Source organism: Pedobacter sp. UYP30, from assembly GCF_040547165.1.
In the GTDB taxonomy this organism is placed as follows: Bacteria; Bacteroidota; Bacteroidia; order Sphingobacteriales; family Sphingobacteriaceae; genus Pedobacter.
On the sequence record NZ_JBEPPD010000005.1, the window covers coordinates 29,901 to 43,734 of the forward strand.

At 36.1% G+C, this 13,834-nt stretch carries 16 protein-coding genes and 1 tRNA gene; 4 read left to right on the top strand and 13 right to left on the bottom strand.

The genetic code is table 11. The annotated features are described in order from the left end of the window. Positions 1-27: 27 nt before the first annotated feature. On the bottom strand, positions 28-1,278 hold the full coding sequence (locus ABIB40_RS07395; RefSeq protein ID WP_354357561.1) for a restriction endonuclease subunit S: 1,251 nt from the start codon (positions 1,276-1,278) through the stop codon (positions 28-30). Continuing rightward, on the bottom strand, positions 1,271-4,273 hold the full coding sequence (locus ABIB40_RS07400) for a type I restriction endonuclease subunit R (RefSeq protein WP_354357563.1): 3,003 nt from the start codon (positions 4,271-4,273) through the stop codon (positions 1,271-1,273). Before ABIB40_RS07400 ends, ABIB40_RS07395 begins: the two co-directional genes overlap by 8 nt. Before the next feature lie 761 nt (positions 4,274-5,034). Here ABIB40_RS07400 and ABIB40_RS07405 point away from each other — a divergent pair. Then, positions 5,035-5,514 (top strand): hypothetical protein, encoded by a 480-nt coding sequence (locus ABIB40_RS07405; RefSeq protein WP_354357565.1) that lies wholly within the window; start codon positions 5,035-5,037, stop codon positions 5,512-5,514. A gap of 435 nt (positions 5,515-5,949) precedes the next feature. On the opposite strand, the gene ABIB40_RS07410 is transcribed toward ABIB40_RS07405, so the two are convergent. The 9 genes from ABIB40_RS07410 to ABIB40_RS07450 all read right to left on the bottom strand — a co-directional run bounded on the left by ABIB40_RS07410 (position 5,950) and on the right by ABIB40_RS07450 (position 10,352). Next, positions 5,950-6,339, bottom strand: a complete 390-nt coding sequence (locus tag ABIB40_RS07410; RefSeq protein ID WP_354357567.1) for a DoxX family membrane protein — start codon at positions 6,337-6,339, stop codon at positions 5,950-5,952. A 169-nt stretch (positions 6,340-6,508) separates the two neighbouring features. After that, the gene (locus ABIB40_RS07415) at positions 6,509-6,937 is read right to left on the bottom strand and encodes a VOC family protein (RefSeq protein WP_354357569.1); all 429 of its coding nucleotides are present in this window, start codon (positions 6,935-6,937) and stop codon (positions 6,509-6,511) included. A 195-nt stretch (positions 6,938-7,132) separates the two neighbouring features. Next, on the bottom strand, positions 7,133-7,399 hold the full coding sequence (locus ABIB40_RS07420; RefSeq protein ID WP_354357571.1) for a hypothetical protein: 267 nt from the start codon (positions 7,397-7,399) through the stop codon (positions 7,133-7,135). 30 nt (positions 7,400-7,429) lie between these two features. Continuing rightward, on the bottom strand, positions 7,430-7,714 hold the full coding sequence (locus ABIB40_RS07425; protein ID WP_354357573.1) for a VOC family protein: 285 nt from the start codon (positions 7,712-7,714) through the stop codon (positions 7,430-7,432). Then, positions 7,711-7,863 (bottom strand): VOC family protein, encoded by a 153-nt coding sequence (locus ABIB40_RS07430; protein ID WP_354357575.1) that lies wholly within the window; start codon positions 7,861-7,863, stop codon positions 7,711-7,713. The genes ABIB40_RS07425 and ABIB40_RS07430 overlap by 4 nt, the downstream gene beginning before the upstream one ends. Before the next feature lie 182 nt (positions 7,864-8,045). Further along, positions 8,046-8,618, bottom strand: a complete 573-nt coding sequence (locus ABIB40_RS07435) for a dihydrofolate reductase family protein (RefSeq protein WP_354357577.1) — start codon at positions 8,616-8,618, stop codon at positions 8,046-8,048. Then, on the bottom strand, positions 8,615-9,241 hold the full coding sequence (locus ABIB40_RS07440) for a dihydrofolate reductase family protein (RefSeq protein ID WP_354357579.1): 627 nt from the start codon (positions 9,239-9,241) through the stop codon (positions 8,615-8,617). Before ABIB40_RS07440 ends, ABIB40_RS07435 begins: the two co-directional genes overlap by 4 nt. Positions 9,242-9,330: 89 nt before the next feature. Beyond that, the gene (gene arr, locus ABIB40_RS07445; protein ID WP_354357581.1) at positions 9,331-9,798 is read right to left on the bottom strand and encodes an NAD(+)--rifampin ADP-ribosyltransferase; all 468 of its coding nucleotides are present in this window, start codon (positions 9,796-9,798) and stop codon (positions 9,331-9,333) included. Between the two features lie 113 nt (positions 9,799-9,911). Further along, a complete protein-coding gene (locus tag ABIB40_RS07450) occupies positions 9,912-10,352 on the bottom strand; it encodes an SRPBCC family protein (protein ID WP_354357583.1) in 441 nt (146 codons plus the stop codon). Positions 10,353-10,799: 447 nt separating this feature from the next. Here ABIB40_RS07450 and ABIB40_RS07455 point away from each other — a divergent pair, with 447 nt between their 5' ends. Beyond that, entirely contained in the window at positions 10,800-11,087 is a 288-nt protein-coding gene (locus ABIB40_RS07455) for a hypothetical protein (RefSeq protein ID WP_354357585.1), read from the top strand. A gap of 7 nt (positions 11,088-11,094) precedes the next feature. On the opposite strand, the gene ABIB40_RS07460 is transcribed toward ABIB40_RS07455, so the two are convergent. Together ABIB40_RS07460 and ABIB40_RS07465 are read right to left on the bottom strand one after the other, a co-directional pair. Then, on the bottom strand, positions 11,095-11,970 hold the full coding sequence (locus ABIB40_RS07460) for a tyrosine-type recombinase/integrase (RefSeq protein ID WP_354357587.1): 876 nt from the start codon (positions 11,968-11,970) through the stop codon (positions 11,095-11,097). Between the two features lie 416 nt (positions 11,971-12,386). Further along, a tRNA-Ala gene (locus ABIB40_RS07465) sits at positions 12,387-12,460 on the bottom strand. A gap of 313 nt (positions 12,461-12,773) precedes the next feature. Between ABIB40_RS07465 and ABIB40_RS07470 the strand changes: the two genes are divergently transcribed. Next, complete coding sequence (locus ABIB40_RS07470) at positions 12,774-13,214, top strand: hypothetical protein (protein WP_354357589.1); 441 nt, start codon at positions 12,774-12,776, stop codon at positions 13,212-13,214. Between the two features lie 49 nt (positions 13,215-13,263). Beyond that, positions 13,264-13,686 (top strand): secondary thiamine-phosphate synthase enzyme YjbQ, encoded by a 423-nt coding sequence (locus ABIB40_RS07475; protein WP_354357591.1) that lies wholly within the window; start codon positions 13,264-13,266, stop codon positions 13,684-13,686. Positions 13,687-13,834 lie beyond the last annotated feature (148 nt).

A 13,834-nucleotide genomic window follows, 5' to 3' on the forward strand; every position in this document is an offset into this window, starting at 1 on the left:
CTAAGCTAGGTAGCAGTTTTCATTTTTTCAATCACTAATTTTTGGAAATAAGCCCTGCATTAAACCTTTTTTATGTAAATGCAATTGTTCTGTTTTTTCTGTTTGCTTTATGATTAGCATATTTAAAGAAGATAGACATGACGCAATTTTTTGTTGTTCTTTTTGGTTTTCGGGTATTTTAAATTGGAGTTTGTTCAATGCAACCATTGTTAAAGCCTTTTGTGAGGAACCAATAGCCGAACCCATGATTTTTTCCTTATCAACATCAAGTACTATTTCTAAAAAACTGGAGTCAACGGAAATGTTTTTCATCCAAATTAAATTCCCATCCTTGAAATAAAATTCATCGTCATTTTTAATACAATAGACATTTCCTAAAGTACCAACAGCAGTAATTAGAATATCTCCCTTATTTGGAACACCATATTTTTCTTTAATTTCATTATATTGGTTTTTTGATATATAAAGAACATCATCAGGAATTTGATTATTTTTTAGTTGTGATATTTCTTTACCTCTAAAAAAAGGAACACCACTTGAAACATAATCTGCAAGATGAACTCTTTTACTTGAAGTCAGTTCAGCCATTTTTCCCAATATTTTATCTTCCCATTCCCCATCATTTTCAAATTCTTTAAAACGATATCTAGGCACAGTTTCCCCTTCTTGCGGGAAAAGATTTTGCAACAATCCTTTTTTATGGCCGTTTAAAGTCTCTAATTTTTGTCTGTGGGCTTCTATTAGTTCATCTAATGAGGAAAGACAGGACGCGATTTTTTGTTGTTCTTGGATTGATTCAGGCTTCTGAATTATGAATTTCTCAAAAATACTTTTATTAATTATTGGTACAGCCGTTCGTCCAGCTAAATCTTTTAGCCGTTGGCTATTACGCGATATTGAGTAATACACGAACTCAAAATAATTCTCCAAATTGCAGATTATGGAGTTGATTTGTTGATTTGTTGCGCATTCTACTTTATTAATAGCATTTAGCCCAATAGATGCGATACAGGTTACTAAAATTGAATCTTTGGGTATAACCCTAGATTTATCCTTTCCTTTTTGAGTAAGTTTTTGAACAGAATTTAAAATATATTTTTTTTTAAAATCTTGAGCTGTTGTCCAAACAAAGTTACCACCCCAAAATTCAACCTCTTCTTTACTCGGTGTTCCACCGGTTATAACGTTGCCTACCGATCCAATTGCACAATAAGACCATTCCCTATCCTCTAAAAACTCAGGAAAACGCAATTCTGGAACTAATTTTTCTTTACTCATAAACTGCTAATCCAGAAATCTCCCGGTCTTGGGCTAATTTTTTTAATTGTGGAATTAAATCTTCCATTAATGCCAATTCTTTTGACCTGCGTTCTTTCCAGCTTAATTCTAATGGTGCTAATAAGTCGGTCAGTTTTTCGCCATCAAAAATCATACGACTCATAATTGCATCTACAAATAATTTCAACTCTGTTGTTTCCAAATTATGCTTATGCGCTATAGCTGTTAATTCATTATCGCTTTTTTCTACTTTAAAAGTGTCGTAGCCTTTGCGCAAGGTATTTACATCCTGCCCGCTGTTCCAATCTAAGCTGTTGATGTAATCTGTTAAATCTTCTTGCTCGTCCATTAAATTAGCAGTAGAAGTTAACAAATTAATTACCTGCTCTTTGGTCATTTTTTGCTTTGATGGTTTTGGCTGGGTACTATCCGCAATCAAACCCATAATGTAATCGTAATCAATTACAGCGGAAGCAAAAAGTACAAATTCAAAATCCAGTTGCTCAATTTCTGGCGGTATTTGGTCGCTGTCTTTTTGCTGTATTTCTCTTAGTTGTTTGGCGGTTTCTATGTAAGAACTCCTAAAAGACAGCAAGCTTTCTTTTGGCAATATTTGTTCTATTTGCGCTTGTTGGGTTTCGTCTAAATCGGTGTATTGGTCTAGCTGAGTTTTTAAACGTTGCACTTCTTTAAAGTTTTTTATAAACGCAATACGGGCACCATCGCCTTTAAGGTTATAAACGGCTTCTGGCTCGTTTACTAAATTTTGCTGTTGCATGAAAACGCCCAAAGCCTCTACCGCTTTTTGGTAATTGGCTATCACTACCGGTGCAGGATCTACCAACCAAATTTCTTGGGCTTGTTCTTTATTTTCTCCAGAGAATAAAGCTATCGCTTGGTTAACATAATCTTTTTGAAAGCGGAAATCTAAAATATTACCATAAGGTTTTGTATCATTTAATACCCGGTTGGTTCTAGAAAACGCTTGTATTAAACCATGATATTTTAAGTTTTTATCTACATACAGCGTATTTAAATATTTAGAATCAAAGCCTGTTAGCAACATATCTACCACTATGGTAATGTCTATTTTGTTTTTGTGCGGATAGTCTTTGTTGCCGTATTTTTGGTCTTTGATGCGTTTCTGTACGTCTTGATAATACAAATCAAATTCGTTGATGCTGTGATTGGTGCCGTATTGCAAATTGTAGTCGGCAATAATCATCTTGAGTGCTTCCTTTTTCTCGTCGGGATTTTGCTTGTTGTCTTCTTTTTCCTGTATTAAGTCTTCTTGTAGTTGCTTTATATCAGCACTGTTTTTTTGACTTTGCTGGTCTCCGTCTTTAGCAATTAATTGCGCTGGTGGCGAAAATACACAGGCAACATTTAGGGGTACATAATCCTCATTTAATGCTTTCTTCTGCTCTTGGATAGTTTTGAATAAATTATAATATTCGATGGCATTGTTGATAGACGCAGTTGCTAACACCGCATTAAAACGCTTGTGATTGGTTGCGCCATCATGTTTAGCTAAAATAGCTTCTACCACTGCCTGTTGTGCAATTGGTTCTCCTGGTTTTGGTGTAGCAGTCCCTTTACCTTTGAAATAATCGATGTGAAAACGTAAAACGTTCCTATCTTCAATGGCGTGAGTAATGGTGTAGCTATGTAAGGATTTCTCAAAAATGCTTTCTGTTGTTTTGTAGGAAGCTTGTTCGCCCTCTCTAATGTTGTAGGTTGCGTTTTCATCAAATATAGGCGTACCCGTGAAACCAAATAACTGCGCATTAGGAAAAAACTCTTTGATTGCTTTGTGGTTATCTCCAAATTGTGAACGGTGGCATTCATCAAAAATAAAAACCATCCGCTTATTACTGAGTGACGCTAACCGTTCTTTATAGTTTTTCTTTTGTGTGCCATCAAGCGCTAAGCCTAATTTTTGAATGGTGGTAACAATTACCTTATCGGCATAATCTGTAGAAAGCAAACGCCTTACTAAAGTTTCTGTATTGGTATTTTCTTCAACGCTGCCCTCTTGGAATTTATTAAATTCTTCACGGGTTTGCCTATCCAAATCTTTACGATCGACCACAAACAAACATTTTTCAATATCGGCGTTGTCCTTTAGCAAAGTAGATGCTTTAAAAGAAGTTAACGTTTTACCGCTTCCAGTCGTATGCCAAATATATCCATTACCTCTATTTTCATGAATACAATTGACAATGGCCTTTACCGCATAAATTTGATAAGGACGCATCACTAAAAGCTTTTGCTCACTTTCTACCAAAACCATGTACTTGCTAATCATTTCGGCAAGGGTACATTTGGTTAAAAATTTATCAGTAAAAGGTTCAAGGTGAGTTATCTTTTTATTGCTTTCATCCGCCAATTGGTAAATAGGCAAAAACTGTTCATCAGCGTTAAAGCTAAAATGCTGGATTTTATTATTAGCAAAATAGTAAGTATTAGTTCGGTTGCTGACGATAAACAACTGCACAAAACACATTAAAGAGTTGGAATAACCGTTGCCAATATCATTTTTGTAATCCACGATTTGTTGCATGGCCTTTCGTGGCGAAATATCCAGCTTTTTTAATTCAATTTGTACAACTGGCAATCCATTAATCAGCAGAATAACATCATAACGATGATTGCTGTTCTCGGTGTTGATGCGTAACTGGCTGATTACCTCAAAGTCGTTTCTGCACCAATCTTTGATGTTTACTAAGGTGTAATGCAAAGGAGTGCCATCCTCACGCTGAAAGTAGTTTCTTTCTCGTAAGAGTTTGGAAGCAACAAAGACATCAGGATTAATGATATCCTCTCTTAATCGTAAAAATTCACTATCTGTAAGATGAACGCGGTTTAAGGCCTCAAACTTATTTTTGAAGTTTTGCTCAAGCGTTTTCCTGTCGATAACATCAGAGCGGTAAGTATATTTTAGCTCTGTTAACTGCTTGATTAAACTTTCTTCTATTTGATTTTCTTTAGCCATTCAAATCTTCTTTCAATAAATTTTTCGGGTAAAATTTTAATGTTCTTGTTGTTTTATAAAAGATCACAATTTTTGTTGCCATCTGTTCTGCAATAATGGTTAACTAAAGTTTGAGACTATTATTAAGTTGCTCAGACAATTATTTCTTTTAAATTCCTTTTTTCTTGGGGCAATTTTTATTCGGCGTATGTTCCTGAAAATTTATTTCGCCAAGATAATTAAATTACTATAATTATCTTGTAAAACAATATTTAAAGCGACGTCGATGCACTAATCGGAAATGACATTTATACATATCTAAGTAAAGCGGAAGTCTGAACTCGTTTCTTGTTTCTAAAAATTTTTTCGTGCAGACAGGAACCACAGAGTCAGAAATCGGTTAATTGTATCTACATAAAAACACCCGTGGCTCTTGTTGGAACATTCGTCTTGTTTTTGATTATTTAAGATTAAACGCTATCTTTATGTTGAGAGCGTTAATGGCGGGGATATCGAAAGGTATCTCTGCTTTTTTTTGAATTAGCTCCAATCCTTCCGGCTCACTCCGTTTAGTCGTTGAGGTTAGAAAGTTGGTTAGATGGTTAGCGGTTTGCGCCTAGGCGCAAACTACTAGAAAATTATCTAAGTATTTTGCCAGACCTTACCACTTTATATAATTTAAGTGAAAACAACTTGAGAGATAAATTTAAAGATCATGTACAGCCGCGTGTAACCATTGCAAATAACAATGGTTTTGAGTTTATGCATTAAAATAGATCAATATGGAACCTGATGTAAGATGGTTGATAATAGATAAAGCATCGTCATTTGATGCTTTTAAAAAAAACTTTGTGCCTAAAACACAAATAGCTGATAGCGTAGATATAGGAATAAAAACTCATTACGAAATTACAAAAAAACTGATTATTCATAGTTATTTCGAATATGAATTCATAACCGTTGCTTTAAGAAATGGCCTGCTCCTACTGGAATTTACACTTAACCATTATTATGAAAAAATTAACGGTGTAAAGTGCAAAATGATGTTGGCGGCATCTTCAAAATGGTTTAAAAACCAAAATCTGATTGAAGGAGAAGAAGAAATGATGGTGGTAGATTTAATTAGAGTAATTAGAAATTACCACATGCATCCACAAACGCATACGGTACTTCCACCATCCGCAATTGATGTTATAGAATTGATTGCTGTGTGGATAAACAAATTAGATGAAAGAGTTAGCAAACTACTTTCTCTTGATTGATCCGCTCTTTGGGGGATGTTAAGCTTGCGCCTCCAGAAGCGTAGAAAAGGTAGATTACGAATACGCTTCTCGGCTGTGGGAATTGTTTAGCGGAGACCACAAACCGAGGAATCAGTCGGCTGCAGATGTGATTACTTTGTAGTGAAAAGAGGTTCGACGCCGTGTTTTTCCATATATTCCTCAATGCTATCTATTTCTTTTGTCTATACCATATCAAAATAAGTTGATTCTTTTACCGCTTTCCAGAGTTTATGATTTTCGCTGAGCGATTTTTCTGGTTCGTCTGCTACGAGGAAAAAATGTCCGTTCTTGCCTTCTTTTGTCTCTTTAATCTTTTCGATTAGAAAAAGGTGTGCATTGGAATCTCCAAATGGGTATCCATTTAAAAGAAAGCGAAAAAATTGTTCTAAAGCTTCGTGTTGAATTAAGCTTTAATTAACCAAGTAAAGCCAAATATTTTTTTCTGTTCTCAACCATTATCCAGATTAGAATAGCCCATAAAACAAATGCGATAGGCAGACCACTACGGTCTTGAAAAATATCAGTGAGCGTTATACCAAACATTATGGGGAAAATTATCAAAGCACCTAATGCCCTCGTTTTTGGAACAATTATCAACAATCCGCCAACGATTTCAGCAAGCCCAACAAGTGGCAAAAGCCATCCGATTTCCATAAACGCCGTCATTGCTTTTAGCATCTTCTCTGGTAATTTTTCTGGCATGGGCATATAATTTAGAAATTTATTTAAACCTGCATTGATGAACATTAGCCCAAATAAGAGTGCCAGTACAAATAAAATTTTAGATTTGATTGAATTTTTCATTTTTCGTTTTATTTTTAAGGTTATTGGCCTTCTTATTTAAGGCTGTGATTACAAAAATTTAAACTGTTACACCATAGATTTCGCAATCCGTATTTATTCCGCTTTGATGGTTAAGTATATTTAATGTCGATTGAAATAACTTCCTAATAGCTGTTTGTGCTAATTTCATTTACTTGTTACCAATTTCTTCTGCCAGTCCGATAAGTAGTCCTTCTGTTCCTCGAATGTAACATAGTTTATAAGAGTTCTCATATTGAACCACTTCTCCAACTAGTTGAGCACCGTGTTTTAGTAGTCTAGATACCATTTCATCGATATTTGCAACGGTAAACATTACACGTAAATAACCAAGAGCGTTTACAGGAGCAACCCGGTGATCTGATATGATGGAAGGTGTGGTGAATTTCGAAAGTTCCAGTCGGCTGTGACCATCTGGAGTAACCATCATTGCAATTTCTACGCGCTGAGAACCAAGTCCGGTAACCCGACCGGCCCATTCTCCTTCAACTATCCCTCTACCTTCAAGCTTTAAGCCGATCTGTGAGAAAAAAGAAATGGCATCATCGAGAGATTCTACAACGATGCCGACATTGTCCATCCTTAATAATTTATTGTTTTTCATCGGTTTTTTCTTTATTAAATTTCAATCAATTGACGTTCCATCTATCATTATGTATTGTCATGAAATTACACATAACTTTTCTATTCTAGCCGATTCCTCTAGCAGTTCATCGTTTTTTTATCCAATTCTGATGTTTTTTATACAACAGTAAACCAAGTAAGGTTGGGCTAGCTAAGTTGTCGAAAGATTTTTGGGCACTGATTGTTTAGGAGACTGCAGAATATCTGGAAGTACCTGAGCGATAAAGCCGAGGCTATTCAACAAGTCGATAACCTGAAAGACTTCAATTGTTTCCAAATCCGATTCCACCCTAAGGATATTGTCGCAATCCTCCAGATCAAAATTAATTTTATAGGCAGGAAATCTCATACCAAGCTGATCCAATAAAAAATCTGCTTGTTTCTGATTATTAACATTTGTACTATAAACTTCAACCATGTTATAAAAATCAAGAATAAAAAGCCAACATTATTTAGGCAAATCATAATTAACCATCCAATTGATTCCAAATTGATCTGTCCACATCCCGAAATAGGCACCCCAAAAAGCAACTTCTAAAGGCATGGTTATCTTTCCGCCAGCTGAGAGTGCCGCAAATAATTTATCTGCCTCTTCTTTTGAATTTACGCCTAAAGAAATAGAAAAATTATTACCTGCGATTATGTTCGGGCTCAGTGCTGGCATGATATCGCTTCCCATCAAAATAGTTTCTGCACTAATGGGCAGGCTCACATGCATTATCCTGTTTTTCATATCCTCAGAAAGCGGGGCATTCCATCTTGTGGTGGCATCTCGCCAAATCGGTTTAGGCCGCTAAAATCTCCGCAAAAAGCAGATTTATAAAAATTAAAAGCTGCCTCGCAGTTTCCATCGAACGTTAAATAAGGATTTACAGTTGCCATAAGTATATTTTTTTTGATTGTAAATTTAAAAGATTAATTAGGTGTTATAATTTTCAATATTTCAGATTTTCACTAGTATCATAGCTCTTATCGCTTTTTAACCATTTAGTTTCGGCAGTAAACCTTTTTGTCTCAAAAGATAATTCCAATCTATGCAAATACACGCTTTTAGCGGTTCTCTGTCATTGTTTGTCAACTACGTAATTCATTTCAGTTACCCCACAAGTAAATTGATGCATAGTCAATAGTTTTAGTTTTGTTTTGTCGTTGATGCCTGTAAACAGCGGAATGCCTTGCCCAAGAATAATTGGATTAACAAATAGCCAATAGCCGTCGATTAAGTTCTGTTGAATAAGCGAATGTGTTGCTGTTGGGCTACCAAAAAGCAAAATGTCTTTATCTCCCTGTTGTTTTATTTCGTTTATGCTGTCCGCAATGTTGTCGCTAATAATTTTTGTGTTGGTCAAATCTGCACCTTTCATTGTTTTTGATAAAACAACTTTTTGAACTTTGTTATACCACTTTGAATGTTCAATGTCGTGTTTGCTCGCAGTCGGCTCGTTTCCTGCGTTAGGCCAGTAATTTTCCATCATCTCGTAAGTTACTCGTCCATATAATGCAGTATCGCCATCGCTTATCCGATTACCGACATAATCAAAAATTTCCTCATCAACTTTAATCCAATCCATTTCTCCGTTCGGGCCTGCAACAAAACCGTCAAGAGAGATGTGCATAAATGAAATTATCTTTCTCATATTTTATATTGTTGTTTGTGAGTTGTTATCGCCGCTTTACAATAACTGCTATTGTTATTCGTTCTTTCTTTTGCAGGTTCATAGTAATGTATTACCGCACCACCACTAAATGTTTTCGTCGATAAAAAATTAAGAGTCATTCTATCGTTTATATTTTCAAATAATGGCAAACCATTTCCCGCTATAACAGGGTAAATACAAAGTTGCAATTCATCAATTAAATTGAGTTTTAGTAATTGCATAATTAAACTCCGACTGCCTACTAAAATGTCATTACTCCCGCCAATACGGGATTGCTTGAGTTCTGATACCATTTCTTCAAGCGGCTGATTTGACAATTTTGCACTGTGCCAGTCAACATCTTTTAAAGTCTTTGAAAAAACAATTTTTGGAATCCTATCCATTACAACTGCAAAGTCGTCCATTGTTTTTTCGCCCGATGGATTTTTTACCAAAGCTCGCCAGTACTCCATAACCTGATAGGTTATCCGTCCATATAAAACAGCGTCTGCGCTACTTAACAATTCAGCATAATGCTGATGTATTTCTTCATCAGGAATACCTGCCGTGTGGTCGCAAATGCCATCAAGAGTCATATTGATTGCTGCAATTATTTTTCTCATATTTTGCCGTTCAGTTATCCGTCATTTCGATTACTCGAGGCTTGTCGCCTACGATGACCGCTGTCCGTCTTAAATTGTTTTACTTCATTTCAATTGGCGTCTTGTTGCAGGTCGTCATTTAACGAGTTAATGCCTTTCTCTTTAAGTTTAACCAATGCGTCTTTCATCGCTTTAACTTGTTCCTGTGTATGCCCCTGCCAAATCGTAATCTCTCCAATAACCTTAAAAGGATGTATGGAACGATAGGACATCGTAGGATTACCTGCGAATTTTCTATCGGTTAAGTCTGGGTCATTCTCAATTGGTCCAGATGCCTCGACTAAATAAATCCGTTCGCGTCCTGTACCAATAGCAAGTTCTGCTCCCCAAATAGCGGGATCTAATGTTGAAGTAAGGAAAATATACTTCGCATTTATTCCCTGCCCAAAGTTTGAGTTGAAACCGCTTTCAACTAGGTCTCCAAGCTTTAAGTCAGCTTTTGTTCCGTGGAAATAGGTCTGTGCGAAAGGTGTCGCACCTTGCGTACTTGATTGCTGTTCTTTATTGGCTGTTCCCATCGGCTATTATTTTTGTTCGAGATTATAAGTGACTATTTGGTAAGCGTTTTACAATGTTGGCCAACATCCCATTAAAAAAATTGACATGGTGTTTCTTTTGTATAACTTCTTACTTAATTATTAAGTTCAGAAAGTTGTTTAATTAATATTAAAGCCTTTGGGAAAACATCATTGAAATAACTTTCCATATCCAGAGCAACATCCAAAATTACCTGCAATTCTGTACTAGTCTCTGTTTCTTTTCTCAGATAATAAATTTCCTTTGCACCCTGCCAGTTTGATTCGGTTTCCACACCGTCTTTCAATTCTTTTTGATGGGCAAAAACCATTTGCTCATTCTCAATCAATTTCTCAATGTATGAAATCATGCCTCCTCCATCTTGTCCTAAAAACTGAATGGTATTACCTTCCTTTAGCTCGCCCTTATAATAGCTTCCTTCGGCAAACACTTTTGTCCATTTTTTATAAGTTGTGGGGTTCCAGAGCACATCCCATATTTTTTCTCTACCTGAATCGATAAAAATGGAAAAAGATATGGTTTTTAGACTTTTCATCTCTCACTTATTTAGCTTTATCGAAATTAGAAATAGAACCATTAAAACCACTTTACATAGGTCAAGAAATGCTAAGAAGAGACCAGCTCTTTACGAATCCGACTTAAAAAAGTATCTGCGATGCCCAAATGAGAAGCTATATGCTTCAGCGGTGCTTGAAGGATAATTTGTCCATTGACTGTTATTATATTCTAAATTATCAATATCGACGGCTCTATTTTAAATCAATGGAGCAGTGTTTACTGGTGCGTCATTTTTATCGATTGCTATTTTCTTTAGTTCGAAAGCGCATTAAAAATCTTGAGGTAATAGTTTATTATCTTTCATTTTTAATTTCTTCATAGATACTTATAGAAAGATAAGTATCAAAAATCACGTACCTCACGGTTTCATTGCTATTTAGAAACTTAGTTATAATTCATTTTTGTGCATTCTAATAAATGTGATATGACTACTGGAAAAAGTAACATGTTTGCTGAACTCCTCAACAAAATCGAGCAAGGAGATATTCCTGCAGAACTATTCTTAAATCGTCTATTGGAGCTCTTCATTGAATTGAATGAAAAGGTCGATAAGTTGGGGCAAAACATTATTCATCTTTCCGATATCGCTCGTAAGATTTCAGAAATACATTCACTCCATTTCCCAAAGGATGCGCTTGAAAAAGAAAAAAACCTGACAGAAAAATTCCTTGCTGAGATACTGCTTGGAATCCCAAGAAGGCGTAAGAAATAAGTTATCCCTAGATTTTCGGAATAGTTTTATCATTTTTAACGAATTTTAAAAGGTCTTTCAAATAGGTTTCTGTTTCTACTAGGCTTCCATGCCTGTTGGCAGAACAGATTTCGGCCAATGTCCACCCCGCTTTAAATTTCTTTACATTTGAAAAGTGTTTGAAAGAATAAAGCGTATAGTTTTTCTTATGCAATTTGTTGGCTTTCAAACATTTTTGGAATCGATTGTAAGGTGTGTTCTCCCCAATTCTTTTCTCGCTGACTATTGTTGCAGTTGAGCCGAGCAAATAATCGGAGTCTTCATGGGTAGAAAGATTAAGTAACTTTAGTTCGCGGCGTAAACTTGCATCTATACTGATAGGTAGCGACTTTTTATTCTTGGCAATGCTTGCGGGCACTGTAATAACATTCTGCCCAAGGTTGATATGTTTGAGCTGCAGATAACGCAACTCCTTTGGTCTGATACAGGTGTAGTAAATCATCTTAACGAAGAAAAGGCAGTAGTGGTCATGCTCCTCTAACCATTTCATTATTATTTTAAAATCCTTCTCTGAAAAAATCTGATGCGATTCGGTTGCAATCTTTGTTCTAGTCTCAATATCGGTAACCGGATTTTCGGAAATATACTTATTGACTTTCAGATACTTGAAATAGTTGTTTAGGATTATTCTGGAACTGTTATAGGTTACTCCCACCCATTTTGCTTTCTTCTCCATGAAGTTCAAAAATTCAGTGATTTCATAATCCGAAATTTCACTTACCTTTTTATCTTGTCCATAATATGCAATAAACTGGTTAATCTTTGAAAGGTAAGATTGGCGGGATTTTTTTCTTGTCCCCTTTGCAATATGGTATTCTTCAAAGAGGATCTTAGCAGCCTCCAAAGTGAGGGAAGATACCTGTCTTTTTAATTTTTCGTTTGCCTTTTCATTGATTGGACTCCACCCGCCTTCTAATGCAATCTTATAAGCATCACATAATCTGGTAAACTGTAATAGCTTTTATTTTGGGTCTTTGAGTCTATTCAGGTTTTTGGTCAGTCTGAAACGTTCCATCTTCTCGGTCTCTGAATTATGGAAAAAGAATTCCACATACCAGTTGTGTTTGGCCTCTTCCTTTGCCCATGTACTGCCTTTTGGAAGGGTCGTGACCCTTTTTCCCTTGACTAATTTTGGGATTGTATAAGGTATCTCTGGTGCCGCCATATCATCCAAAGATAGGTATTGTGGCAGACTTTTGGCAGAGTAACCATCCGACAACTTACTAAAACGTTGATTATCAGATGTATTACGTGCGTAGGTGGAGAATATCGGATTCGAACCGATCACCTCTTCACTGCCAGCGAAGCGCTCTAGCCAAATGAGCTAATCCCCCAAATTTTAAACTTTCGATCTTCCCAATCGAAAACAATGTGCCATCCCTTCCGACCATCCCTTTCAAGCCGAGCGAAGCGCTCTAGCCAAATGAGCTAATCCCCCAAATTTTAAACTTTCGATCTTCCCAATCGAAAACAATGTGCCATCCCATCCGACCATCCCTTTCAAGCCGAGCCAATAACTTAATTTCTATTGATTTGGGAGAGCAAAAATAACAATTTGTTTGTTTAAAGCAAATAAATTTATCGAGAGAAAGGTTTTAAAATTTAAATATTGATAAAACAATTTCCTTGCTACCGTATTATTAAGGTATGAACATTTTTAAAGCAATTACCGCAGGGTTCATTGGATCACTAACTTTAAATTTTCTCCATTTAAGAGTTAGGCCTCTATCGCTGAACTTCCAAAGCAAGAATTATCTCAATGAGCCGATAAACTTAGATTCCTTTGAACAGATTAATGACCCTTTGATTGACAACAGAGACGATTATGACAAAAACCTGCTCAGCAACATCATTTCAAATACTTTATTTTTTAGCACCATAGGCTTCGGAAAGCCGCAAAACTTTTATTTTAGGGGCTTAACATTAGGCCTTGCCGCCGGACTAAGCGCTGCCAAATGGCCCGATAAGATCAACCTAAAAAAAGAACAAATAGAGATGCGAAAAAAATCTAACGTAACTACGGCGGCTATTTACATTGCTGGTGGATTAGTTACCGCCGCACTTTTATCATTATTAAAGAAGAAGTAATTTATCAGCTACTTTAAATTTTGCTAGCAAAAACTATATCGAACTAAAGATGGAAATATTTCAAAAAAAACTGAACTTAAGAGCCAGAAGTCGTGGGTTTCACTTAATCAGTGATGAAGTTATTTCGGCTATACCAGAAATAAATCACTTAAAAATGGGAATATGTCAGGTTTTTATTCAACATACTTCGGCTTCTTTAACCATCAACGAAAATGCAGATCCGACGGTGCGAGATGATTTCGAAATGTTTTTTAATAAAGTGGCAAAAGAAAACGACACCGCGTACACCCACGATTACGAGGGACCTGATGATATGCCCGCACATCTAAAAGCTGCCATTTTAGGAAGTTCAGTTTCCATACCAATTGCCAATGGAAAGCTGGCTTTGGGCACATGGCAGGGCATATATCTTTGTGAACACAGAAACCATGGCGGCAGTAGAAGTGTTGTGATTTCTGCATGGGGAGTTTAAATGTCGCTTTCTAGCTTTTTCTACTCTAGTCTTTGCGCTTTCACTTTGTTCCTTGCTCTTGGTTCCTTGCTCCCAAATTCAATCTCCTTCTTTAACAATTTTTTGTACCTTTGCACCCGAAGCAGGAATTAAGGGCTTTGTTAGGTGT